The 23,058-nt window shown below is 61.0% G+C and carries 22 protein-coding genes and 1 tRNA gene; 11 read left to right on the top strand and 12 right to left on the bottom strand.

What is annotated here, in order from left to right; translation table 11 throughout:
- Positions 1-94: 94 nt before the first annotated feature.
- Complete coding sequence (locus tag AAFO92_RS21455; RefSeq protein ID WP_347538791.1) at positions 95-1,348, top strand: glycosyltransferase; 1,254 nt, start codon at positions 95-97, stop codon at positions 1,346-1,348.
- Positions 1,349-1,392: 44 nt separating this feature from the next.
- On the opposite strand, the gene AAFO92_RS21450 is transcribed toward AAFO92_RS21455, so the two are convergent.
- Positions 1,393-2,133, bottom strand: a complete 741-nt coding sequence (locus AAFO92_RS21450; RefSeq protein ID WP_347538789.1) for a glutamine amidotransferase — start codon at positions 2,131-2,133, stop codon at positions 1,393-1,395.
- 247 nt (positions 2,134-2,380) lie between these two features.
- Between AAFO92_RS21450 and AAFO92_RS21445 the strand changes: the two genes are divergently transcribed.
- Both AAFO92_RS21445 and lpxK read left to right on the top strand, forming a co-directional pair.
- A complete protein-coding gene (locus AAFO92_RS21445; RefSeq protein ID WP_347538787.1) occupies positions 2,381-3,598 on the top strand; it encodes a glycosyltransferase N-terminal domain-containing protein in 1,218 nt (405 codons plus the stop codon).
- A complete protein-coding gene (lpxK, locus tag AAFO92_RS21440; RefSeq protein ID WP_347538785.1) occupies positions 3,595-4,596 on the top strand; it encodes a tetraacyldisaccharide 4'-kinase in 1,002 nt (333 codons plus the stop codon). Before AAFO92_RS21445 ends, lpxK begins: the two co-directional genes overlap by 4 nt.
- A 12-nt stretch (positions 4,597-4,608) precedes the next feature.
- Here the strand turns inward: lpxK and AAFO92_RS21435 are convergent, their stop codons facing one another.
- The 3 genes from AAFO92_RS21435 to AAFO92_RS21425 are packed head-to-tail and all read right to left on the bottom strand — an operon-like array spanning position 4,609 to position 6,908.
- Positions 4,609-5,721 (bottom strand): CaiB/BaiF CoA-transferase family protein, encoded by a 1,113-nt coding sequence (locus AAFO92_RS21435; protein ID WP_347538783.1) that lies wholly within the window; start codon positions 5,719-5,721, stop codon positions 4,609-4,611.
- On the bottom strand, positions 5,721-6,380 hold the full coding sequence (locus AAFO92_RS21430) for a DsbA family protein (RefSeq protein WP_347538781.1): 660 nt from the start codon (positions 6,378-6,380) through the stop codon (positions 5,721-5,723). The genes AAFO92_RS21435 and AAFO92_RS21430 overlap by 1 nt, the downstream gene beginning before the upstream one ends.
- An 18-nt stretch (positions 6,381-6,398) precedes the next feature.
- Positions 6,399-6,908, bottom strand: a complete 510-nt coding sequence (locus AAFO92_RS21425) for a DciA family protein (protein ID WP_347538779.1) — start codon at positions 6,906-6,908, stop codon at positions 6,399-6,401.
- 80 nt (positions 6,909-6,988) lie between these two features.
- Between AAFO92_RS21425 and mutY the strand changes: the two genes are divergently transcribed.
- The 3 genes from mutY (at position 6,989) to AAFO92_RS21410 (ending at position 9,771) form a co-directional block, all read left to right on the top strand.
- On the top strand, positions 6,989-8,050 hold the full coding sequence (gene mutY, locus AAFO92_RS21420; RefSeq protein WP_347538777.1) for an A/G-specific adenine glycosylase: 1,062 nt from the start codon (positions 6,989-6,991) through the stop codon (positions 8,048-8,050).
- Positions 8,051-8,090: 40 nt separating this feature from the next.
- Positions 8,091-9,230: an alkane 1-monooxygenase gene (locus tag AAFO92_RS21415; protein ID WP_347538776.1), complete on the top strand. Its 1,140-nt coding sequence runs from the start codon at positions 8,091-8,093 to the stop codon at positions 9,228-9,230.
- Positions 9,231-9,327: 97 nt separating this feature from the next.
- On the top strand, positions 9,328-9,771 hold the full coding sequence (locus AAFO92_RS21410; protein ID WP_347538774.1) for a response regulator: 444 nt from the start codon (positions 9,328-9,330) through the stop codon (positions 9,769-9,771).
- Between the two features lie 91 nt (positions 9,772-9,862).
- Here the strand turns inward: AAFO92_RS21410 and AAFO92_RS21405 are convergent, their stop codons facing one another.
- The 3 genes from AAFO92_RS21405 to AAFO92_RS21395 all read right to left on the bottom strand — a co-directional run bounded on the left by AAFO92_RS21405 (position 9,863) and on the right by AAFO92_RS21395 (position 12,320).
- Positions 9,863-10,969 carry a site-specific DNA-methyltransferase gene (locus tag AAFO92_RS21405; RefSeq protein ID WP_347538772.1) on the bottom strand — a complete coding sequence of 369 codons (1,107 nt, stop codon included), beginning with the start codon at positions 10,967-10,969 and terminating at the stop codon, positions 9,863-9,865.
- A gap of 98 nt (positions 10,970-11,067) precedes the next feature.
- Positions 11,068-11,691, bottom strand: a complete 624-nt coding sequence (locus AAFO92_RS21400; protein ID WP_347538770.1) for a ribonuclease HII — start codon at positions 11,689-11,691, stop codon at positions 11,068-11,070.
- Between the two features lie 80 nt (positions 11,692-11,771).
- Entirely contained in the window at positions 11,772-12,320 is a 549-nt protein-coding gene (locus AAFO92_RS21395; RefSeq protein ID WP_347538768.1) for a hypothetical protein, read from the bottom strand.
- 190 nt (positions 12,321-12,510) lie between these two features.
- Here AAFO92_RS21395 and AAFO92_RS21390 point away from each other — a divergent pair, with 190 nt between their 5' ends.
- Together AAFO92_RS21390 and AAFO92_RS21385 are read left to right on the top strand one after the other, a co-directional pair.
- Positions 12,511-12,750 carry a hypothetical protein gene (locus AAFO92_RS21390; RefSeq protein WP_347538766.1) on the top strand — a complete coding sequence of 80 codons (240 nt, stop codon included), beginning with the start codon at positions 12,511-12,513 and terminating at the stop codon, positions 12,748-12,750.
- Positions 12,751-12,768: 18 nt separating this feature from the next.
- The gene (locus tag AAFO92_RS21385; RefSeq protein ID WP_347538764.1) at positions 12,769-13,473 is read left to right on the top strand and encodes a hypothetical protein; all 705 of its coding nucleotides are present in this window, start codon (positions 12,769-12,771) and stop codon (positions 13,471-13,473) included.
- A 9-nt stretch (positions 13,474-13,482) separates the two neighbouring features.
- Here the strand turns inward: AAFO92_RS21385 and AAFO92_RS21380 are convergent, their stop codons facing one another.
- Together AAFO92_RS21380 and AAFO92_RS21375 are read right to left on the bottom strand one after the other, a co-directional pair.
- Positions 13,483-15,060, bottom strand: coding sequence for a hypothetical protein (locus tag AAFO92_RS21380; protein ID WP_347538762.1), 1,578 nt, complete (start codon positions 15,058-15,060; stop codon positions 13,483-13,485).
- Between the two features lie 159 nt (positions 15,061-15,219).
- Complete coding sequence (locus AAFO92_RS21375) at positions 15,220-17,481, bottom strand: cellulase family glycosylhydrolase (RefSeq protein ID WP_347538760.1); 2,262 nt, start codon at positions 17,479-17,481, stop codon at positions 15,220-15,222.
- 208 nt (positions 17,482-17,689) lie between these two features.
- Between AAFO92_RS21375 and AAFO92_RS21370 the strand changes: the two genes are divergently transcribed.
- Positions 17,690-18,367, top strand: coding sequence for a hypothetical protein (locus tag AAFO92_RS21370; protein ID WP_347538758.1), 678 nt, complete (start codon positions 17,690-17,692; stop codon positions 18,365-18,367).
- Between the two features lie 316 nt (positions 18,368-18,683).
- Here the strand turns inward: AAFO92_RS21370 and AAFO92_RS21365 are convergent.
- A tRNA-Arg gene (locus tag AAFO92_RS21365) sits at positions 18,684-18,760 on the bottom strand.
- A gap of 142 nt (positions 18,761-18,902) precedes the next feature.
- Here AAFO92_RS21365 and AAFO92_RS21360 point away from each other — a divergent pair.
- Both AAFO92_RS21360 and AAFO92_RS21355 read left to right on the top strand, forming a co-directional pair.
- Positions 18,903-19,922, top strand: a complete 1,020-nt coding sequence (locus tag AAFO92_RS21360; protein ID WP_347538756.1) for a LacI family DNA-binding transcriptional regulator — start codon at positions 18,903-18,905, stop codon at positions 19,920-19,922.
- Between the two features lie 128 nt (positions 19,923-20,050).
- Positions 20,051-20,818 carry a hypothetical protein gene (locus AAFO92_RS21355; RefSeq protein WP_347538754.1) on the top strand — a complete coding sequence of 256 codons (768 nt, stop codon included), beginning with the start codon at positions 20,051-20,053 and terminating at the stop codon, positions 20,816-20,818.
- Positions 20,819-20,916: 98 nt separating this feature from the next.
- Here the strand turns inward: AAFO92_RS21355 and AAFO92_RS21350 are convergent, their stop codons facing one another.
- Both AAFO92_RS21350 and petB read right to left on the bottom strand, forming a co-directional pair.
- On the bottom strand, positions 20,917-21,708 hold the full coding sequence (locus AAFO92_RS21350; protein WP_347538752.1) for a cytochrome c1: 792 nt from the start codon (positions 21,706-21,708) through the stop codon (positions 20,917-20,919).
- A gap of 15 nt (positions 21,709-21,723) precedes the next feature.
- The gene (gene petB / locus AAFO92_RS21345) at positions 21,724-23,046 is read right to left on the bottom strand and encodes a cytochrome b (protein ID WP_347538750.1); all 1,323 of its coding nucleotides are present in this window, start codon (positions 23,044-23,046) and stop codon (positions 21,724-21,726) included.
- Positions 23,047-23,058: the final 12 nt, after the last annotated feature.

Raw genomic sequence — 23,058 nt, 5'->3', positions numbered from 1 at the left:
CGCAGGGTCCAGCGATTAAAGGGCAAAAACCGGCCTTTGCAGGCGCCAACAGCCCGCCTATAAGCGGATGAGGGGCAAACAGGCGGCACCATAGTTGAAAATCCTTTTCATCCACCAGAATTTTCCGGGACAATACAAACATCTCGCGCCTTTGCTGGCGTCCAAGGGGCATCACTGCGTGGCATTGACGCTGCGCGTGGACGAGGCGGTCACATGGAATGGCGTGCGGGTTCTGCCCTACAAGCTGCCGGAACGATCCGGTCAGAACGTGCATCCGTGGATTCTGGACCTGGACAGCAAGGTCACGCGGGCCGAGGCCTGTTATCGCGCGGCGATAAAGCTGAAAGACGCCGGGTTCCTGCCTGATCTGATCCTGGCGCATCCCGGTTGGGGCGAGGCGATGTTCCTGCGCGATGTCTGGCCGGGGGCGCGGATGGGGCTGTATTGCGAGCTTTATCATCACGCGGAATATCCGCACCTGAATTTCGATCCCGAGTTCGACCAGGCCGATCCGGCCACCGAGGTGCTGCGGATGCGGCTGAAGAACCTGAACAACCATCTGCATTTCCCGCATGCCGAGGCCGGTATCAGCCCAACGCGGTTTCAGGCCGATACGTTCCCGGAGGAATTTCGCGACAAGATCACGATCAGTCATGACGGGATAGACACGAGCCGCGCGGTCCCCGACCCGAACGCGCGGCTGGCAATTGACGGGATCTGTGACGTCACCGCGTCCGACGAGGTGATCACTTTCGTCAATCGCAACCTGGAACCCTACCGCGGTTATCATGTCTTCATGCGGGCCCTGCCACGGCTGCTGCGGGAACGGCCGGCGGCGCAGGTTCTGATCGTCGGCGGCGACGAGGTAAGCTATGGCGCGCGACCGAAAGAGGACAAGACGTGGAAACAGATCTTTATCGACGAGGTGCGCGGGAAGATTTCCGATGCCGATTGGGCGCGGGTGAAATTCCTGGGCCGCATCCCCTATGACCAGTTCCTGCAGCTGCTGCAGGTCAGCCGTGTGCATGTCTACCTGACCTATCCTTTCGTGCTGAGCTGGAGCCTGCTGGAGGCGATGAGCTGTGAGGCAGCGATCGTGGCCAGCGACACCGCCCCCGTGCGCGAGGTCATCACCAATGACGAAACCGGCAGGCTGGTGGATTTCTTCGACCGCGATGCGCTGGTGGACGAAATCACCGCATTGCTCGAAGACGCCGCCGCCCGCAAGCGCCTGGGGCGGGCCGCCCGCGCATTGGCGCGCAATCGGTTTGACCTGCAGTCGATATGCCTGCCGCGGCAGGTCGAATGGGTCTCGGGGCTGATGGCGGCGGAACCGATACCCCATTGAGCGCGCAAGGAGCCATCTTTCCGCGCGCCTGACCGGTGGACCGGTTACGAGCCGTAGCGCGCGACGAAGTTTCGAAGGACGATCTCCGGCGCGAATACATCGGCGGTGGCGCACATCTCGATCAGCTCCTCGGCCGCATCGGGCGGAAAATAGCCGCGATGTTTGTAGATCAGGATGCGGGTTCTGAAACCGTCACCGTCCGCTTCGGGATGGAACTGCGTTGCATAGACATTCCGCCCATACCGGACCATCTGGTAGGGACAGGCGGAAGAACTGACCAGATGCGTGCATTCTTGGGGCAGGGATTGCATCGCTTCCTTGTGGCCGACGAACGCCTGGAAACGGTCCGGAACACCCCGAAGCAGCGGGTCGTTCCTGCCATCGGCGGTTACCTGGCAATCCGACGTGCCAACCGGTTCGGAATACGCAGCCTTGCTGACATCGCCGTCAAGATGTTTGCCCAGGATGCCGATGCCATAGCAGCACCCCAGGAACGGAAAATCGCGCCCGGTGATCTCGGGCATCAATGACAGGATCGCGGTTTCGATCCGCGCCTCGACCTCGCTTTTCTGTTCGGGGGGATCGCTGACGCAGCCGGGCCCGCCGCCGACGATGACGCCAGCGAAATCATCAAGCCTCAGGTCATCGGGCAGCGCCGTTTGATCCAGCCGGACGCGCAGGGTCTGGTCCGCCGTCAGCCCGCCCTTGCGCAGGATCGCGGCATATTCATCATCCGCCGCTTCGGTTTCAGGGCGCAGTTGAAGGATCAGGAAAGGTTTCGACATGGGCCGCTTTCGATATTCACCGGATGCTGGTTGCCCCTTTCTGTCCCTGTCGTCAAGCTGGGTCCGCCGTCGGGGGCGTGACCTCCCCGGCCTTGACCCCGCTCTGCAATCGAATACGCTGCGCGCCAGCTTTACCCGCACAAGGAAACCCGATGATCAAATGTCTGCACTCGGTCTTTGGTCATACGCCACCTGATCCGGGCGGGGCGGTTTGCCACGACACGAGCGGACAGAGGTGAGTTGAGCGATGGGGCGTTCGCTTAGCCTGGCGGCCTATCTGGCCTATGCCCGCGGGACATCCCGGGCAAGCCCGCACCCCTCGACACCCAGGCCGGCCGGAGAGCTGATCTGGGGGCATGCGGTGGATGCCGGACGGGCGGATGCGCTGCAACAACTGGCCGACCGGCTGATCCAGCAACGGCCCGGCGTGACCGTCCTGCTGACCGGCGCGAAAGAGCTGCACCGCGATGCAAAGGAAGGTGGGGTCATCTGGCAGACCGTGCCCGAGGATTCCGTGGCCGCGTCCGAGGCGTTTCTTTCCCACTGGTCGCCCGATCTATGCCTGTGGACCGGGGGCAACCTGCTGCCCGCGCTGATCAGTACCGCGGACGCGCGGGATACGCCGCTTTATCTGATCGACGCGGATGAAAACTTGCTGATCCGCCCCGGCTGGCGTTGGTTTCCCGATCTGCCCAAGGCGCTTTTTTCCCGGTTTTCCGTCATCATGGCCCGGTCGGCAAATGCCGCGCGAGAGCTTCGCCGCATTGGCACCGGCGATACCGAGGTTACCGTGACCGGGCCGTTCCTGGAAGGTGCTGTCGCCCTGCCCTACAACCAGTCCGACCATGACGAGCTGTCGGGCCTGCTGCGCGGCCGCCATGTCTGGCTGGCGGCGATGGCGCAGGTGGATGAGCTGCCGGTGATCCTGCACGCACACAAGAATGTCAGCCGGCTGGCGCACCGGGCACTGCTGGTGATCGTGCCCGACGACATCTCGGAGACCGCGCGTTTTCGACGGCAACTTGCCGAGGGCGGCTGGCGACACGCGATCTGGTCCGATGGCGATCTGCCCGAGGAAGCGACGCAGGTATTGCTGGCGGATACGCGGGGCGAACTGGGGCTGTGGTACCTGCTGGCATCGGTCACATTCATGGGCAGTTCCCTGGCCGCTGGCCAGGTCGGGCGCGACCCGAACGAACCGGCGGCGCATGGCTCGGCCATTCTCTACGGGCCGAATGTCGGCCGCTACCTGGCGGGCTATTCGCGTTACGCCAAGGCCGGGGCCGCGCGGCTGGTGCGGGACGCAGAGACGCTGGCGACCGCGGTTGAATGGCTGATCGCGCCCGATCAATCGGCCGAAATGGCGCGCGCGGCCTGGGACGTGGCCTCGCAGGGGGCGGCGGTCATGGACCAGATCCTCGACCTGGTGCAGGACACGCTGGACGTTGTGGAAAAACGGCCATGAAACCGCCCCTGTTCTGGTATTCCGCCCCTGACCGGCTGACAATCGCCGCACGGTTGCTGGCCCCGCTTGGGGCGCTCTATGCACGCGCAACGGCGCGCCGGCTGGCGGCCGCAGACGGGTTCAGGCCCGCCTGCCCGGTCATCTGCGTCGGCAACCTGAATGCGGGGGGCACCGGCAAGACGCCAACCGTCATCGCCCTTGTTCAGCATCTGCAAGAGGCCGGGCTTGCGGCGCATGTGGTCTCGCGCGGGCATGGCGGATCGCTGGAAGGTCCGGTCAGAGTGGACCCTTCGGCATATGGTCCCGATCAGGTTGGCGACGAACCCCTGCTGATTGCCGCGTTTGCGCCGGTATGGGTTTCACGCGATCGCGCCGCCGGCGCACGGGCTGCACAGGCAGATGGCGCAGAGGTGATCGTGATGGATGACGGGTTTCAGAATCCGTCCCTGGTCAAGGATCTCTCGATCGTCGTGGTCGATGCCCAGATGGGCTTTGGCAACGGGCGCTGCATGCCCGCCGGCCCCCTGCGGGAGCCGGTGCCGACAGGATTGGCTCGGGCCGACCTGCTGCTATCCATCGGGCCGGAGGGCGCCCAGGACCGCTTCGCCGCCATCTGGGGCGATCACCTTGCCCTGCCCCATCTGAAAGGCCGGTTGGCGCCGCTTCAGACCGGGATGGACTGGCACGATACACGGTTCCTGGCCTTTGCCGGGATCGGCCATCCGGAGAAGTTCTTTGCCACGCTCAGATCGCTGGGTGCCGACCTGGCCGCGACCGAGGCCCTGGATGACCATCAGCCCCTGACACCTGGCCTGATGGCGCGGCTGGAAAATGACGCCGGGCAATTGGGCGCGCAATTGGTGACAACCGAGAAAGACGCCGTGCGCCTGCCGCCGGAATTCCGCGCGAAAGTCATCACCCTGCCGGTTCGCCTGGAACTGGACGACTGGATGCCGTTGACCGAGGCACTGGCCCGGGCGGGTATCGTCAAAGCCTGAGCGCGCGGCGCCTCAGTTATCCTGGCCCAGTTTCGGCGACGGCCGGTCCAGCACCAGATCCGCGTCCGAGAACCGGAACGGCGAGCGTACGCCGGGCACGCCATCCAGCGTTATCTGCATTTCGCGCGCCCGGACCTGCGGGTCGTCGAATACCTCTTGCATGTCGTTGATCGGACCGGCGGGCACGCCCTGACCCTCGCAGGCGGCGAGGAGCTCGGCCTTGGACATGGTGACGGTCTTTTCGGTCAGCAGCACGGTCAGGCGGTCGCGGTTCTGCACCCGGTCGGAATTGGTCAGGTAATCGGGCGCCTCGGCCAGATCCTCCAGGCCAAGCAGACCGCAAAACCGCTGGAACTGCCGGTCATTGCCCACGGCGACGATGATGTGGCCATCGGCGCAGTCGAACACCTGGTAGGGCGACAGGTTGGGATGGTATTTTCCCATCCGCTGCGGCGGCTTGCCGGTCGAGAGGTAGTTCATCGCCTGGTTGGCCGTCACCGACACGGCCACGTCCAGCAGCGCCATGTCTATATGCTGGCCCTTGCCGGTCGTCTGCCGCTGATGCAGCGCGGCAAGGATGGCCGTGCTGGCGTAGACACCGGTAAAGATATCCGTGGTGGCAATGCCAGCCTTCTGCGGCTGGCCATCCGGATCGCCGGTGATCGACATCAGGCCGGACATGCCCTGAATGATGAAATCATAACCAGCACGGTGCGCATAAGGACCGTCCTGGCCGAACCCGGTGATCGAACAATAGATCAGCCCGGGGTTGATTTCGGACAGGCTGGCGTAATCCAGCCCGTATTTCGCAAGCCCGCCCAGCTTGAAATTCTCGATCAGGATATCGGCGCCGCGCACCAGATCGCGGACCACCGCCTGACCTTCGGGGGTGCGAAAATCTGCGGTGACGCTGGCCTTGCCCCGATTGCAGGAATGGAAATAGGCAGCGGTCCGATCGCCGTCGCGTTCGATGAAGGGCGGGCCCCATCTGCGGGTATCGTCACCTTCGGGGCTTTCGACCTTGATGACCTCGGCGCCCAGGTCGGCCAGCATCTGACCGGTCCAGGGACCGGCCAGGATACGTGCCAGTTCTACGACCCGAAGGCCGGCAAGCGGGGCAGCCATTACTCGGCCAGCTTCTCTTCGATGATGGCCTTGAGGTCGCTATAGTTCATGTTCGCGTATTTCTGTTCGTTGATGATAAGCGTCGGGGTGGAATCGACCCCATGTGCGCCGGCGTGCTGCTGGTACCAGGCGACGAGTGTCTTGGATTTCTCCTCGTCGTTCAGACAGGCCTGAATCTGTTCCTCGCTGAGGCCGGCAACCTTGCCGATCTTGGTCAGGTTATCGAAGACCTGGGCACGCGACGCGGATCTGTCCGCCCAGACGTTCTGCCGGTTATAGAGCATGTCGGAAATGCCGAAAAACCGGTCCGGCCCGTCACAGCGCGCCAATTGCGAGGCGGCCAGGCCCAGCGGATCGAAATACACATCGCGATAGATGAAATGCACCTTGCCGGTATCGACGTATTCCGCCTTGAGATCCTTGAACGGGCCCTTGTGAAAATTGGCGCAATGCGGGCAGGTGAACGACGCGTATTCGATGACCGTCACCTTGGCATCCGCCGGGCCCATCGACATCTCGACGATGGACGAGGTGTCGACATCCGCCGCCTGTATTGCCTCTGCCCCGTTGCGCGCCCCGGTGCCGGAACCGGTGATCCAGTAGATCGCGCCCGCGGCAATGGCAAGGCCAACGGCCCCGATAATTATCAGTCGATTCATCAAGCTCACCTCCGGTGATCAGTGTTTGCGTCTGGATAGAACGTTCTGTCCCAGGGCTTCAAGGGCAGACCTGAGCGATGTATCGCCGATTGGTGCGGTCAGCTTTGCGGCCGCTTCGCGCAATGCCGGGTCACGCTCGGCAGGTTTCTTCTCGGCCGGGCGATGATCAAAACTGACCCTGCCCTCGGCAAAGCCCGTCGGCGCCGTCTGGGTGATCCGAACCCGCGAGATCGCATTATACCCGTAGACGGCGTTCACCTTTTCTCGCAGCTTTTCCTTCTGCATCTCCAGCATCGGGGCCTGCGCACCGGTCGTCAGCACCGTCAGGGACGCACCCAGGCCCTGCCGGCCATAGCTGACCTCGACCGGGCGCGAAATGGCGGCGATGTCCGCGCCGACAATTTCCGCCCAATGGGTCAGGACACGCGATTCAGAGAAACCGCGGCTTTCCGATGCGCGCCGGATGGATTTCTTGAGCAGCGACGATGTGCGGGTGAAACCGCGCGTCGTGGCCTTGCGCTCTGACATGGGTGACCTCCTGTACTCGGGTGCTAATTTAAGGCATGTGACGGGGCATGCCAGCCCCTAATCCGGCACGAGGATAACGAATGTGTGAAACCGCCAGAGCCACGGACCTGCTGGATTGGTATGATCGCCATGCGCGGGTGATGCCGTGGCGGGTTGGTCCGGCGGCGCGGGCAAAAGGTGTGGTGCCCGATCCATACCGTGTCTGGCTGTCCGAGGTGATGCTGCAACAGACCACGGTTGCCACCGTGAAATCCTATTTCGAAAGGTTCACACGCCGCTGGCCGACGGTGGCGGCCCTTGCCGCCGCCGATGATGGTGAGGTGATGGGCGAATGGGCCGGGCTGGGCTATTATGCCCGCGCCCGCAACCTGCTGAAATGTGCGCGCGTCGTCACGCATGATCATGGCGGCAGGTTTCCCGATAATCGCGACGCCCTGCTGACCCTGCCCGGCGTCGGACCCTATACTGCATCCGCGATTTCGGCCATTGCCTTTGACCGCGCAGAAACGGTCGTGGATGGCAATGTGGAACGGGTCATGGCGCGGCTCTTCGACATCCACACCCCGCTGCCTGCTGCCAAGCCCGAGCTGACACAAGCGGCATCGCAGCTGACCCCATCGGTTCGCCCCGGCGACTATGCGCAGGCGGTCATGGACCTGGGCGCCACGATCTGTACCCCCCGCGCGCCAGCTTGCGGGATCTGCCCCTGGCGGGTTCCGTGCCGTGCGCGCGCCGCAGGCAATCAGGCCGACCTGCCGCGGAAATCGCCCAAGACAGCCAAACCCACACGGCACGGCATCGCCTATGTCGCTCAGCGCAGCGATGGTGCCTGGCTGCTGGAACGGCGCCCGCCCAAGGGACTGCTGGGCGGCATGTTGGGCTGGCCCGGCAGCGACTGGTCCGATGCGCCCGCACCGGCGCCGCCATTGGATGCGTATTGGCACAGTTTGACTGAGGAGGCGCGCCATACGTTCACGCATTTCCACCTGCGCCTGCAAATCGAAGTGGCCCGCGTGGAAGCCCCGACCATGCCGTCTAGGGGCGCCTTTCTGCCCGCCGAAAGGTTCAACCCGTCCGAGTTGCCCACAGTAATGCGCAAGGTTTTCGATCTGGCACATGGCGCGCTGGAAAATTTGGGCTAAACTGTCGGGCAGGATTTGAACCGTCGCCGGAACCCGCCCTATGCTCACCTCCCAGCAGATCGCCAGTTATCAGCGCGCCCTTCCGTTCTGGATGTCGCTCTTGCTGGTCCCGGTTGCCATCTTCAGCGCAATGCAGGGCGGATGGGCGCTGATCCTGATCCCGGTCGTGACCTGGTTCCTGTTTTCGATCCTCGATGTCTTCCTCGGGCTAGAGCTGGAGAACGCCGACCCGCAGATTTCCGAGGATCACCTGACCTGGTACAAGGCGATCACGCTGATCTGGACCCCGATCCAATTCCTGCTGCTCTACTGGTTGATCTGGTATGCCAATGGCCCGGGTGACGCCCATCTTTCGCCGCTGGAAACCATTGTGCTGTTTTTCGGCGTCGGCGTGATCACCGGCTCGGTCGGTATCAATTACAGCCATGAACTGATGCACCAGAAAGACCGCCGGGAACGCTGGATGGGCGATCTGCTGCTGGCGATGGTGCTGTATTCACATTTCCGGTCCGAACATCTGCTGGTGCATCATCGCTATGTCGGCACACCGCGCGACCCGGTGACCGCGCGCTACAATGAAGGCTTTCACCGATTCTTTCCGCGGGTGCTGATCTCGTGCTGGAAATCCGCGTTTCGGGCTGAGAAAGAGATGCTGGCGCGCAAGGGGCTGCCTTGGACAGACCTGAGCAATCCGTTCTTCCGCTACTGGGCGCTGCAGGCCGGCATGATGATACTGGCGCTGCTTCTGGGCGGATGGACGGGGTTGGCCCTGTTCATCTGGCAGGCTTTCGTCGCCATATGGCAGCTGGAACTGGTCAACTATATCGAACATTACGGCCTGACCCGGAAACATCTGGGGGATGGCAAATATGAACACGTCCAGCCGCGTCACAGCTGGAACGCGGCGCACAAGGCCTCGAACTGGTTGCTGATCAACCTGCAGCGCCACTCCGATCACCATTACAAGCCCGACCGCCGCTTTCCGCTGCTGCAGACCTATTCCGGTGGTGACGCCCCGCAGTTGCCCTTTGGCTATCCGGTGATGACAATGGCCGCGATGGTCCCGCCGCTGTGGCGCCGGGTCATGAACCCGCGGGTGCGCAGATGGCGACAGATGTACTACCCCGAAATCACCGACTGGAAGGCCTACAACAAGGCATGCAATCCACTGCCGAGATAGACCGCAACGGGCGCATATTCCCGATGATCGCGGATATCGGTTAAGCCCTGATTAAGCCCTTTGTGACAGTCTCACGCCGCATATAAGGACGGTACCTATGCGAGATCACTCAAAACCGATGGGCCAGAACCAGACATGTCTCGTGATCGAAGACAGTCTTTTCGATCAACGGCTGATCGAACGTACCCTGCGCGCCTCGGGTGTCGAGGCCGAACTTGTTTTTGCCGGGACATTGCAGGCTGCCAGGCAGGCGCTTGCCACGCAGAAATTTTCGATGATCCTGTGTGATAACAACCTGCCTGACGGGAACGGCACCGATTTCGCCCAGCAACTTGCCAACGATCCCTCCTATTTCAACACGACAATCGTGATCGTCTCGGGCTGGCCCTCTCCGTTCATGTGGGACAAGGCAAATGCCGCGGGGCTCCAGATCATCGACAAGAATGACGAGATCAGGATCAAGCTGGCCGAGGTCTTTCGCCGCCGCCTGGGCCGCAAGCGTATGGCGTCACCGCGACCGCGCCAACGGCTGCTGAACTAGGGCGCAAAAAAGCCCCGCCTTGTCGGCGGGGCAGGTTGATGGTGCATATGGAAGTCAGACCACAGGCACCGGCGGTATTCCCTGGATGAATTCAGTTTGCCATCTCGGCGCGGATCTGTTGCCGCAATAGGTCAATCGGCACGGTCTTGCCGTCGCGTTTGAAACACCAGTAGGTCCAGCCATTGCAGCTGGGCGCGCCTTCCAGATGGGCGCCCACCTGGTGGATCGACCCCTTGATGTCATCCCCGATCAGGGTGCCATCGGCGCGCACCTTGGCCTTGTGCCGCTTGTTCATCGAATAAAGCTCTTCGCCCGGGCGCAGCAGGCCCCGCTCGACCAGCTGGCCAAACGGCACGCGCGGCTCGGCGCGCTTGCTGACCGAGACCTGCAGCGCCTCGCGATCGAATTTGCGGGTCGCCGCCAGGCGCTTTTCGGCAACCGTCCGATAGGCCTCTTCGCGTTCGATGCCGATATAGTTGCGGCCCAGCATCTTGGCGACGGCCCCGGTGGTGCCGGTGCCAAAGAACGGGTCCAGCACCACATCGCCCGGGTTGGTCGAGCCGACAAGGACGCGATGCAGAAGGCTCTCGGGCTTTTGCGTCGGATGGGCCTTGTCGCCCTTGTCGTCCTTCAGGCGCTCATGGCCGGTGCAGATCGGCAGTACCCAGTCGCTACGCATCTGAATGCCTTCGTTCAGCGCCTTCAGTGCCTCATAGTTGAACGTGTATTTTCCGCCCTCTTCCCGGCTGGCCCAGATCATCGTTTCATGGGCGTTGGTCAGCCGCTTGCCGCGGAAATTCGGCATCGGGTTGGATTTGCGCCAGATGACATCGTTCAGAATCCAGAAACCGGCATTCTGCAGCGCCGCGCCTACGCGGAAGATGTTGTGATACGAGCCGATCACCCAGATCGCGCCGTCGGGTTTCAGAAGCCGGCGCGCGGCGGTCAGCCAATCCTTGGTGAACTTGTCATAGGCGGCGAAGGACGCGAACTGGTCCCAGGCATCGTCGACCGCGTCCACCTGGCTGTTGTCCGGGCGATGAAGGTCACCCTTCAGCTGCAGATTATAGGGGGGATCGGCAAAGATCAGGTCGATACTGGCCGCCGGCAGACTGTTCATCATCTCGATACAGTCACCGGCAAGAATCGTGTTCAACGGGAGCGCTTTTGCGCCCTTGGAAGTAGTTTTCGTCGTCATTTTCTGCCTCTGGTCCCGGCGCTTCAGCGCTCTGGTTCGTTGAGGTCAAAGATGATTCAAAGCCGATTCGCCGTCAAATTCTTTTTTGAATCAAACGCTTAGTTATTTTCTTGATACAAGATGTTGTGGACCGGCCTGAAGGAACGTCTATGGTGTGGGGTCACCCCAAGATTTTGCAACGCCTCCCTGTGGCTTTTTGACGGATAGCCCGCGTTTGTTTCCCATCCGTAGCCGGGATACTGTTGCGCCAAATCCCACATGATCCGGTCCCGGCATGTTTTTGCAACGATCGACGCCGCCGCGATCGACACGGAAATCGCATCGCCCTTCACCACGGACCGCGCCGGAACGCTCAGCCCGCGGGGGATCAGGTTGCCGTCAATCAGGGCCAGATCGGGGGTTTGTCGCAGGCCCGCCACCGCCCGTTCCATCGCCAGATGCGAGGCGCGCAAAATGTTCAGTTCGTCAATCTCGGCCACGCTGGCATGGGCAATCGATACGTCCGCACAGGCCATCAGCTGATCCTTCAGCGCCGCGCGCCGCTTGGCGGTCAACCGCTTGGAATCGTTCAACCCTTCGGGGATTCGCGCCGGATCCAGAATGACCGCGGCGGCGGTGACCGGCCCGGCAAGCGGGCCGCGCCCGACCTCGTCCACACCGGCGACAAGCCGCGCGCCCTCGGCCTGCGCCAATTGTTCGATAGAGTAATCCGGCCCGCTCATGACTGCCACAAAGCACAAGCGGACCCGTAACGCAAAGGGGAAGGCCGAAACCTTCCCCTCCATGCTCGATAGTGCCGGTGTCAGTACCTTGCGGCAACGTATCCGTATCGGCTCAGGCAACGGCTGCCATAGACGGTGTTGCGCTTGTTGTTGTGCAGGATGCGGGCATTGACGGCACAGTTGCGCGGCAGGGATCTGGCGTGACTGTATTTCCGGTCTAGGCACCAGTCGCTATAGGCCAGGAAGTTCTGGCCGCGATTGCGGGCCCGTACCTGGCAAGATGCCGGCAGCAGCTTGCGCTGCACGCGGCGGGGCAGCGGCCGGGCATGGCGATCATCACGGTACCGGCCATCCTTTGCGCCATGATGCCGATCACGATGTGAGTGGTGGTGGTGCTTGTGATGCCTGCGATGAGCCTTCTTTCGCTGGCCGTAGTAATAGGGATAGTTGCGACTGACCTTGTCATCATCCCGCGCCTCCTTGATGGCAGAGCCGATGATGGCGATGGCGGCGACACCGCCGAGGATCTTGAGCAGATCTTCATTGTCGGCACGGGCGGGGGCCGCTGTCAGGCCGGTAATCGCTACGGCCGTGGCCAGGATCGAGGCTATGAACTTGCGGTACATCATTGGATTTCCTTTCAGGCTTCATCTGCTGGGGCACCCGGGGCAGCTGGGTGCGTGTTCGATGATCCAAGGATGGGTCAGAGCACCAAAGTCAGGCAATATCGCCACAATGTTATCTAATAACAGCGAGCTCCGGGATCATTTGAGCGCACATGTTATTGAATAGCTGTGAGCTCTCGCGCATGTTCGTGCCATGAAACGCATTCTGATCATCCCCGCGGCCATCATGGCCCTGACACTTGGCGCCCAGGCGGCCAGCGCCGCCTGCATTGTCGAATACAAGGCCAAGCGCGATAACCCGCTTAAGCTTTTTCACGAAGTTGCGCAGGTGAGTGGCGACTGTAACATTGCCGCCGTTACGCAAAAGCTCGAAAGAAGGCTGAAGCAGAAAGGGCTCACCTTGCTCAAGGTTTTGTCGGTCAAAAAGCAATAGGGCCGGGAAGGATCGGTTTTGCACGAATTGACGAATTCTGCCGCAGATGCACGCCGCACGGGAAACCGTGCGGTGGTTATCGGCATGGGTGCCGTGGTACTGATCCTGACGGTGGCGGCGGTATTGCTGTTTCTCAGCCTGCCCGATGCCAACGCTTTCAACGCGCGGGTCGAGCGGATTTTCGTGGAAAACGACGCGCTGACCACCGATGCGGAAATCAAGCTGCTGGAAATTCTTGCGCTGTCCGGCACCGCCTTTTCCGAGACGCTGGTCAGCTACCGGATGGTAATTTTCGTGTTGCTGGTCTTTGCCGCGGCCTTGCTGGTGGCGGCGCTGGTGTTCCTGGTCATGCTGATTGCGATGAACCGCCGCATGGCCCAGATCGAAAGATCGGGCATCCAGGTCAGCTCCCTGCTGATCAGCCGCGAGGAGAAGACCGTCTATCTCAACAACATGGGGTTCAAGCTGACTGATGCGGCGATGGAAACGCTGTCGATCCTGGCCGAAGCGCGCATGGATGACGACGTCTTGTCAGGTGCCGAGATCGAGGCGATGATTTCCGGCCGCGACGCCAGCGATTGCGAAGAGGCCGCCGGTGCCACGCGCATCAAACGGTTGCGTGACACGCTGGGCAACCAGTTGGTCAGCGAGTTGCTGGTCAAGAATATTGCGCGCCGTGGCTACATGCTGGCCATCGACAAGGACGTGATCCAGGTGATCTGATCAGGCGGGCTACTTGGGCTCGTCGAAAAAGCTCCAGCAGTTCGAGAATTGCTGGATGTTGATCCCGTGGGCCTGCCGGCTTTTGTCCATCCGCGAAAAGATCGTGTTTGCGGCCCGTGCGCGGGCCATGAATTCCTGCACCACCCGGCCGGCAACGGCATCGCGGGCGGAATATTCCAGCAGCAGCGCATTGGTATTCAGGATCAGGTCGGACCCACCCAGCTTGAAGCGATCGAGCCCCGCAAACCCCATTTTCGTCTGCGGCAGCTTGTTGGGATATGTGGCATCCGCAGGCATATCCTCGAACGCGCGCTCGGTCTCATAGGCCTTGAGCATGTTGGCGTAGAAATAGGCACTGGCGCCGATAACCTTCTGATCTTCGTTGAGGCCGTGATCCAGAAAGGTCTGAAAGCTTGAGATCAGCCAGCGCGTGGGCAGCAGGCCCAGCAACAGCCGATACTCCTCGGACCACAGCCGCTGAAAGAGTGCGGCGGCATGGGCGGTGTGCGGCGTGTCGCGGCGCAGATAGCTGATCGTCAACCCCAGCAAGAAGCAGATCTCGGGCTGGTTCCGGAACCGGTAGACCAGAATTTCGGCCTGATTGACCATTTTCCCCCTGCCGACATCCGGCAATTCATCATCCGCCTCGACAATCTGTGTGCGCAGCGGGCGCAGATCGACATCGAGAGCGGGCATCAGGTTGGGTTGATCCTGCTGCCGGACACGCGTTTCAACGCGCTGCCAAAGCGGCTCCAGCGTTTTGGGCAACCCTTCTGGCCGCTTGGGGACGCCAAACCAGTCATTGTCGGCCGGCACGTCAACCGCTTCTGCCGTGGTTTCTTCCGGTGCGAGCAGTGACAGCTTCGCCAGTCGTTTCGCTTCCTGGGATGCGCTGGACCTGTTGATCCGCTCCATCAGCTGGATTTCCGCCGTGCTGGGCGAAACATTGGCCTGGCGCTCTGCGATGGCGCCGAGATCGGCAGATTTCATCCCCGGAATTGCTGACATGAGGGATTGCATTGCTGATCTCTTTTCACCCTGCGGGTACTCAACCATCACGAAGCGCGATCCCAGATTGCAGGCGGTTTCCGACGTGACCCCCTGCCAAAGCCCGTCGCTGTCGATAAATTCCGCGAACCCCTCCAGGCTGCTGAATTTCTGCCGGTATTTGAGGTTCTGGATATAGCAGCTTCTGATCCAGTCCTCCGGGTCGCGCAAAAAGAAATAGTAACGCGTGTCGAAGGCGCCCAACGCTTCGTCCAGAGCGGCGACATTCCGCCAGAGCTTCGGATAGATCTGGCGCACCCGGCGCGTTCCCGGCAGGAGTCCCGCCAGATCCTCACAGGACAGGATGCAGTCCCCCGGCGCCTGATCGCACAGCCCGGCGATACCTTCCAGCGCGTCCGCCGCGTCGAACGGGCGATCAGCGTTCAGCAGTCTGGCGGCCTTGGCAATATGCGGCGTCGCGATATGGGTCAGACCGAACCGCGCGGCCAGCATGCCGGCATTATCCTTCAGCGCGCGCTGAATCGCGGATGAGCCCGTTTTGTGCGGACCCAGATGGATATGTACTTTCTTCCCGGCCATCCGCACACCCGTTGCTGGCATCCACTCGTCACCGGTTTTCGGCGTAGCTCATGCCAATCTCTCCAAACGCCGGGCAAGTTTCAACGCTGTCGTGGTCGAAACCAGGCAGTGTTGCATATTTTGCAGGTCGGGCGGGTCAGGTTTGGGGGGCCAGAACGCTTATAGGGCGAACATATCGGTCGCCACTTCATCCGCCGTGACCGATTGCAGTTCGACAATGCTTTCGCCGGCCACACGCAGCTCAACACCGCGATCGGTCGAAACCACATCGATATCCGCGAAGGTGATATCCAGATCCGTCAGGTCCAGAATGTCCTGAGACGTATCGAAATCCAGGATCGTATCTGTGCCACCGTCGCTCTTGTAGACAAACGTATCCTGTCCGCTGCCACCATAGAGCACGTCATTACCCTGCCCGCCGTCGATCGTGTCGTTGCCGCTGCCGCCGTGGATGACATCGCTGCCCGCGCCGCCATTGACATTCACATCGGCCGAATGCGCCAGCAGCTTGTCATTGCCCGCGCCCAGGTCGACGGTCGCGGTACCGGATTCGATCAGGACGAAATCGTTGCCGTCGCCAGTAATGACCAACACATCGTCACCCCCCAGCATGCGAACAAAATCATCGCCTGCTCCGCTGTCGACCGAGGCGGTGGTTTCATCGATAAAGATCGTATCGGCGTGATCGCTGCCGATGAAATGTTCGATGCCGACGAATTCATCGGTCTCCCCGGTGCCGTCCTCTTCGGCAATACCTTCGCGGGCATAGATCCGGACCGCCGAGGCGCTGTCTGAGTAATCCAGCGTGTCCTCACCGGTACCGCCGTCGATCGTGTCGGACCCTTCGCCGCCGGTAAAGGTGTCCGCGCCATCGCCGCCGCTGAGCGCGTCGTCACCGGCACCGCCATTGATCAGATCGTCGCCACCAAATCCGTTGATCTCATCATCGCCGTCCAGCCCCCAGATTTCGTCGTCATGGGCAGAGCCGTCAAAGCTGTCATCGGTCGCATTCTGGTCATCCCCGAAGAGGCGCACACCAGCGCCATGCGTGATCACCACCTGCACGAGCTCGTAATCGCCCAGCGTAAACATATGGCTGCCGCCATCACCGATCGCACCGTTGCTGATCGTTCTCATGCTCGCCTCGACCCGGTAATCAGCGGCCGACGCCCCGTCCGCCGTCCCCAGAACGGTGGCATGAATATGCGACCCTGCGGTCATGTATTCGCTGAAATCCACGTTCAGATTGATGGTTTCGCCCACGCCCGAGGCCAGATAGATGACAGTCTTGCCCTCACCCTGGAATACGTAGGTGCGTCCGATAGCCTGACCGTCGCCGGCCAGAATTTCGTCGCCCTGGACGGTTTCCACCGCCTGGGTGTCCACCAGTTCGCGGCGCATCATACGATAAAGATACCCCGTCGATGTAAGGTGGTCGTCCCCCTCACGGTTGCTCAGCGAGGCAGGCCCCGGTGCCTGCGCCGTCCAGATGGCCGACATGTCCACGCCATTTTCCATCATGTTCGAGAAGACATTCAGAAGCGCCACGTTGCGCATCAGCCCGGTCACGGATGTATTGTCCGGCCCGTCGCCGCCGATATTCCATTCGGTCACGATCAGGTCCAGCCCGGTTTCATCCGAGGTATCCCAGTGCTTTGCCGTTTCCTTGAGGCGGCGGTTGACGCTGCCGCCCAGGATCAGCGGGTTGCCCGAACCGGTCGAGGCATAGAAATGCGAAATCAGCCCATCGACGGCTTCCAGTTCTTGCGCGGTGAATTGCGCCGCCAGTTCCTGATCGTCTTCGATCCCGTTGCCGTCATCGTCGCCGCGGCCCGACTGGACATAGACCCCGGTGTCCGCCCAATCGTCGTTTTCCCGGATAACCTCGTCGATCCAGAGGCCGATCTTGCTTTGAACTTCACCGAACTCGGTCGCGGTCCAGCTGAACTTGTCCTGGTACCATTCGTTGCCGATCTCGAAACCGCTGATCTGGGCCTCGCCATAATCACCGGCCAGCACGGCACGCACGAAATCCTTGAAGATCGCTTCGGCAGCGGGGTCGATCTGGCGCGTGGCCTCATCGAAATACCGGTAGGTCGGCAGGACGATGATCGCCCTCGATCCGGATTCCGCCGCGTATTCCAGAAACTCATGGATCGGCGTGACCGCTTTGTCCTTCCGGCCAAAGCTGCTGGACTGAACGCTCGCCTGCGGGTTGGAGATGTCGAAATATTCTTCGGTTACCGTGCCGCCCGGATAGCGGATCAAGTCAATGCCGACACGGTCGATTATTTCGGGGAATGTACTGTCAGAGCCCACACGATCATGATGAAACAGGTAATTGGTTCCAAAATGCGCCGCCCCGATGACGGAACCCACGGTTTCGCCACCCTGAAAATCATAACTGACATTGTATGCCATTACTTACACTCACCAAAACGCCCCGACACGTTATGAGCGGAAGTCAGTTAATGATTTGCCAAGATGGCCTAGGAAAGCATGAAGCATTTATTCCGCATTTTATCTTTGATTTCGCGGTGGCAAGCCCTGGGGCGGACATCACCCTCGACAGCCCTGCCAATTGCCGATACTTGGATGCACCCGTTTGCGATGACCAGTGAGGACCGCCGTGACGACCAAACCGGATGTTTCCCCGATTTGCGTATTGCACCCGGGCAAGACAGGCGGCACCTATCTGAAAGCGGTGATCCGGCACAACAAGACCCGCTGGTCGCGTCCGATCCAACTGCTGTCACATCGGGAAACGGTATCGTCGACGCTCCGGGATTTTGGCTCTGATCGCAAGCTTGCCTTCACGTTTCGCGATCCGGCCGCGCGGTTCGTTTCCGCGTTTCAGAGCAGGCGCAGGCAGGGACGGCCGAAATACAATCGAATGTGGTCGCCGGCCGAGGCGACGTCATTCCTGTATTTCGATACCGCGAATGATCTGGCAGAGGCGCTGAGCTCAAGCTGTGAAAGAACCAGATCCGCCGCCTATTTCGCCTTCAATTCGATCATCCACATCAAGACGGATTACAGCTTTCATTTCGAAAGCCTCGAAAACCTGGCCGGTGAAGGGCCCAATATCGTCGCCTGTGTCGACGTGCAGAACATGGACCGTGACCTGCCGGAATTCCTTGCCAAGCTGGGTATCGCAGATCATCAGTTGCCCGACTCTGCGGACCGTCACGCAAGCCCTGAAGCAGCCGCACCCTTGTCGGACCTTGCGCTGGAGAACCTCAGATCATTTTGGGAACTCGAATACCGTTTCTACCGGGCGTTCCAGGAACTAGAAGCGGAAAGGTAGTGACTTCCGAAACACATTCGGCGCCGGCCAAATTTCCGGGCAGAGCGCCCCGCAGAGCCGCGCGCGCTCCAAACACCGCGATCGTAAATCAGGAAAGGACCGGGTCGCCGGGCGCAGCCCATTTTCGGGCAATGGCTGTCGGCGCGTTGGCCACTTGCAACGATACCGCATGTGTACCGCGGCGCCCGGCCAGATCAGGGAACTGGATCAGATGGCCCGACCATCCCTGGACTGCGCCAAGCGACTTGATGTGACCTTGGTAGAGCCCGATTAGAAAAACCACTCCAAACAAGCAGATAGGTTTAATCAGGGTTAATGGCGACCCCGGCAGGATTCGAACCTGCAACCTGCCCCTTAGGAGGGGGCTGCTCTATCCAGTTGAGCCACGGGGCCGTCTGCGGTCTCAATAATGGCAGGATTCTGGTTTGTCATCGGTTGAATTTCGGAAAATGGCAGCGGGTGGGGTGTGCAGCCGCTTGATCCTGAAAGACCGTTCGCGATAACGTTTTGCAAACCACACACAGGAAGATGCCTCGTGACAGATAATGAAAATCGCCCGCTGACTCTTCGTGATGTTTCCGATGCCTCCGGTGTCTCCGAGATGACCGTCAGCCGGGTATTGCGCAACCGTGGCGATGTATCGGACGCGACCCGCAAGCGGGTGTTGGCGGCGGCGAAGGAGCTGGGATATGTGCCCAACAAGATTGCCGGTGCGCTGGCGTCGAACCGGGTCAACCTGGTGGCTGTCGTGATCCCGTCGATGTCGAACATGGTCTTTCCCGAGGTGATGACCGGCATCAGCCAGGTCCTGGATGACACCGAGCTGCAGCCGGTTGTGGGGATCACCGGCTATCAGCGCGAAAAGGAGGAAAAGGTTCTCTACGAGATGCTGTCATGGCGGCCTTCCGGCGTCATCATCGCCGGGCTGGAACATTCCGAAGCATCGCGCGCAATGCTCGCGGCATCGGGCATCCCGGTGGTCGAGATCATGGATGTGGACGGTACGCCGGTCGATTCCGTTGTTGGCATCTCGCATCGCCTCGCCGGGCAGAAAATGGCCAGCGCCATCCTCAAGGCCGGGTATCGGCAAATCGGGTTTCTGGGCACCAAGATGTCCCTGGATCACCGCGCGCGGAAGCGCTTTGAAGGTTTCACCGAAATGCTTGCCAAAGCCGGGGTCGAGATCGTGGACAAGGAATTCTACACTGGCGGCTCGGCGCTGGTGAAAGGGCGCGAGATGACAGAGGCGATCCTGGCGCGCAACGAAGAGATCGATTTTCTCTATTATTCCAATGATATCATCGGCGCAGGCGGGCTGCTGTACCTGCTTGACCAGGGCATTGATGTGCCTGGCCAGATCGGGCTGGCAGGGTTCAACGGGGTCAACCTGCTCAAGGGTCTGCCCAGGGAGCTGGCGACGATGGACGCCTGCCGGCTTGAGATCGGGAAGCGCGCGGCGCAGGTTATTGTAGAGCGCATTGCCGGTGATACCGGGCCGCAACGCATCGTGCTGGAACCGACGATCAGCTACGGGCAAACCCTCAAGCGCCGATAACCGGGCGTTTTGATCCGCTTTGACGAGTGGATGGGCATTTCCTGGCCAGACTGTCCGCGTATGAGCGGTTGACAAACCGGGGCGCTTTGGAAAACCCTGAACCAACACTTGTTTGGGGGAGAGTGTTGATGATCCTGAAAACCGGCCTTGCGGGTATTGCTGCCATATCGATCCTGGTACCGGATCGAGCGCTGGCCCAGAGCCGTCAAACGGATTTCACGCTGAGCTACCATGCGCGGGAAACGATCAACCTGCGTGACAATGACATTCTGCGCCTGCGCTACGGCGTGGAAGAACCCGGCATTGCAGGCGCATCCCGATTGGTGTTTTTCGGCGGGTTTCGCGATGTGGGCATCGACCTTTTCTCCGACTCTGACAGCGTTTCCTTTGACCAGCTTGACCTGGGCATCGAAGCCGTCTGGATGCAGGATCGCGGAGTTTACAGGCACGGGTTCGGGGCGCGGGTGAATTACGCGGAAGATCACGAGACCTCGGCCGAACTGGCCTATATTTACGAGCATTTCGGCCAGTCGGTAGATTTCCGTGTGGTGGGGGGTCTTCAGGCTGTCACGGGATCTGTTCCCGGCCGTGACGATTTCAGCCCGTTCGGCATCGCCGAGGCGACCTGGTGGCTGAGCGACAATTTCCTGCTACGCGCAGGTTTGCAGGCAGATTCGGATGGAGAGATTGCCAGCTTCGGCATGGAAACAGGTTTGGGCCAGGGGCGCTACAGCTTCTATCTGGATTTCGGCGGCGCGCTGAACGGGTATCGTGGCATCAGCGAATACAACGACGTGTCGGGCGGTATCCGGATCGCGCTTGGCGGCGGCAGCTTGCGCAAGACGCTTCGCGAGCGCCATGTCCGCTCGTTTGCGCGCAGTGTCGAGGTGCAGTAACCGCCGGCCTTCGACTTTGTTCAGGACGAAAAAGCCCGCCGCTGATGTCTCAGGGCGAGCTTCGTTTTCAGGCTGCGCTTTGGGCGCGGCACAAGCGATTAGTGGCTCTTCTTGCCCTTGACCGGCGCCCAGAGGCGCTTGTTCGTCAGATACAATAGCACCGACAGCAGCGTCAGGAAGATAACGCCGGTCAGCCCGGCATGTTTGCGGGCCATCATCTTGGGTTCGGCCGTCCACATCAGGAAGGCGGCGACATCTTCGGCCTCATGGTGCAGCTCGTTGCTGTGACCGTCGGCAAATTCGACGTCTTCGCCAGCCAGCGGCGGCGCCATCGAAATCCACCCACCCGGGAAGGCGGTGTTTTCATAAAGCGTCACACCAGCCTCTTCCTTGGTTTCACCGGTATAGCCGGTCAGCAGCGACACGATGTATTCCGGACCGCCCATGCCCTTGAACAGCTGGTTCAGCCCGGTGCCTTCAGGCCCGTGAAAACCAGCCCGCGCCTTGGCCATCAGGCTGAGGTCGGGTGCGTTTGGCAGGTTGGATTTCGGGAAATGATCCGTCGGTCTGGCCGGGCGGACATCGTCCAGCTCCGCATCGAACACCTCGAAATTCTGCTCGGCATAGGCGCGCACCTGATCTTCGGGCAGATGCGGGCCGCCTTCGTCCGCCAGCGTCCGCAGGGGCACGTATTGCAGCCCGTGGCAGGCGGCGCAAACCTCGGTATAGATCTGCAGCCCGCGCTGAAGCTGGTTCTGGTCGAACTTGCCGAACGGCCCCTCGAACGAGAAATCCACGTCATGCACGTGACCTTCGGCACCGGCTGCAAATGCGCCCCCGGTCGAAAGGGTCAGGGCGGTGACAGCGGCAATGCTGAGTTTCTTCATCATGATCCCGATCCTTTCTTATTCAGCCGGTGTTTCGGCTTTGCCGTAATGCGCATCGAAATCGGCTTCGATGGTTTCCGGCTGTGCAGTCGGTTTTTCGACAACGCCCAAGAGCGGCAGGATCACCAGGAAGTAGATGAACCAATAGGCCGAGGCGATCAGCGCATAGGTGGCATAGGGTTCTTCCGCGGGGCGGGCGCCCAGCCACATCAGCACGATGAAGTCGATGACCAGCAGCGCGAACCACCATTTGAACATCGGGCGATAGCGGCCCGACCGGACGCTTGACGTGTCCAGCCACGGCACCAGCGCCATCACCGCGATCGCGCCGAACATCGCCAGCACGCCGAAGAACTTGGCATCGATGATGCCGCCGGTGATCCAGCTTGCCAGTTGCACGACCCAGACCTCGGATGTGAAAGCACGCAGGATCGCGTAGAAGGGCAGGAAGTACCATTCCGGCACGATATGCGCAGGCGTGGCCAGCGCGTTGGCCTCGATATAGTTGTCCGGGTGACCCAGGTAGTTGGGCATGAAACCGACGATGGCGAAGAACACCACCATGATGACGGCCAGCGCGAACAGGTCCTTGATGACGAAATAGGGCCAGAACGGCAGGGTATCTTTCTCGGCCTCGGCTTTCGATCCGCGGCGCACGTCAACGCCCGTCGGGTTGTTGTTGCCGGTCGAATGGAACGCCCAGATATGGACCGCAACCAGCGCGGCGATGATGAAGGGCAGCAGGTAGTGCAGGCTGAAGAAGCGGTTCAGCGTGGCATTGTCCACCGCCGGGCCGCCCAGCAGCCAGGTCTGGATGCTTTCACCGATGAACGGGATCGCACCGAAGAGGCCGGTGATAACCGTCGCACCCCAGAAGGACATCTGGCCCCAGGGCAGAACGTAGCCCATGAAGGCGGTGCCCATCATCATCAGGTAGATCAGCATCCCGATGATCCAGGTGATCTCGCGCGGGGCCTTGTATGAGCCGTAGTAGAGACCGCGGAAGATGTGGATATAGACGGCAAAGAAGAAGAGCGACGCGCCGTTCATGTGCAGGTAGCGGATGAAGTGGCCACCATTCACGTTGCGCATGATATGTTCGATCGAGGCGAAGGCCAGGTCGACATGCGGTGTGTAGTGCATGACCAGGATGATGCCGGTCACGATCTGCAGCACCAGGCAGAAGGTCAGGACAATACCCCAGATCCACATCCAGTTCAGGTTCTTGGGCGTGGGGATCATCAATGTGTCATACATCAGGCTGACGATCGGCAGCCGCGAATGCAGCCATTTCTCAGCGCCAGTCTTGGGTTCGTAGTGATCGTGCGGAATTCCGGACATATGCGCGCTTCC

This window comes from Roseovarius sp. CAU 1744, from assembly GCF_039839345.1.
Lineage (GTDB): Bacteria > Pseudomonadota > Alphaproteobacteria > Rhodobacterales > Rhodobacteraceae > Roseovarius.
Note: the sequence above shows the minus strand (reverse complement) of the source record. Positions and strands in the feature narration are given on the sequence as shown.

Bases quoted from the DNA above. Each gene is read 5' to 3' on its own strand.
- AAFO92_RS21375 (WP_347538760.1), bottom strand. From the start codon at position 17,481: ATGGCATACAATGTCAGTTATGATTTTCAGGGTGGCGAAACCGTGGGT.
- mutY (WP_347538777.1), top strand. From the start codon at position 6,989: ATGTGTGAAACCGCCAGAGCCACGGACCTGCTGGATTGGTATGATCGC.
- AAFO92_RS21400 (WP_347538770.1), bottom strand. From the start codon at position 11,691: ATGAGCGGGCCGGATTACTCTATCGAACAATTGGCGCAGGCCGAGGGC.
- AAFO92_RS21410 (WP_347538774.1), top strand. From the start codon at position 9,328: ATGCGAGATCACTCAAAACCGATGGGCCAGAACCAGACATGTCTCGTG.
- AAFO92_RS21395 (WP_347538768.1), bottom strand. From the start codon at position 12,320: ATGATGTACCGCAAGTTCATAGCCTCGATCCTGGCCACGGCCGTAGCG.
- AAFO92_RS21405 (WP_347538772.1), bottom strand. From the start codon at position 10,969: ATGACGACGAAAACTACTTCCAAGGGCGCAAAAGCGCTCCCGTTGAAC.
- AAFO92_RS21380 (WP_347538762.1), bottom strand. From the start codon at position 15,060: ATGGCCGGGAAGAAAGTACATATCCATCTGGGTCCGCACAAAACGGGC.
- AAFO92_RS21445 (WP_347538787.1), top strand. From the start codon at position 2,381: ATGGGGCGTTCGCTTAGCCTGGCGGCCTATCTGGCCTATGCCCGCGGG.
- petB (WP_347538750.1), bottom strand. From the start codon at position 23,046: ATGTCCGGAATTCCGCACGATCACTACGAACCCAAGACTGGCGCTGAG.
- AAFO92_RS21430 (WP_347538781.1), bottom strand. From the start codon at position 6,380: ATGAATCGACTGATAATTATCGGGGCCGTTGGCCTTGCCATTGCCGCG.
- AAFO92_RS21425 (WP_347538779.1), bottom strand. From the start codon at position 6,908: ATGTCAGAGCGCAAGGCCACGACGCGCGGTTTCACCCGCACATCGTCG.
- AAFO92_RS21350 (WP_347538752.1), bottom strand. From the start codon at position 21,708: ATGATGAAGAAACTCAGCATTGCCGCTGTCACCGCCCTGACCCTTTCG.
- AAFO92_RS21415 (WP_347538776.1), top strand. From the start codon at position 8,091: ATGCTCACCTCCCAGCAGATCGCCAGTTATCAGCGCGCCCTTCCGTTC.
- AAFO92_RS21435 (WP_347538783.1), bottom strand. From the start codon at position 5,721: ATGGCTGCCCCGCTTGCCGGCCTTCGGGTCGTAGAACTGGCACGTATC.
- AAFO92_RS21450 (WP_347538789.1), bottom strand. From the start codon at position 2,133: ATGTCGAAACCTTTCCTGATCCTTCAACTGCGCCCTGAAACCGAAGCG.
- lpxK (WP_347538785.1), top strand. From the start codon at position 3,595: ATGAAACCGCCCCTGTTCTGGTATTCCGCCCCTGACCGGCTGACAATC.
- AAFO92_RS21355 (WP_347538754.1), top strand. From the start codon at position 20,051: ATGATCCTGAAAACCGGCCTTGCGGGTATTGCTGCCATATCGATCCTG.
- AAFO92_RS21390 (WP_347538766.1), top strand. From the start codon at position 12,511: ATGAAACGCATTCTGATCATCCCCGCGGCCATCATGGCCCTGACACTT.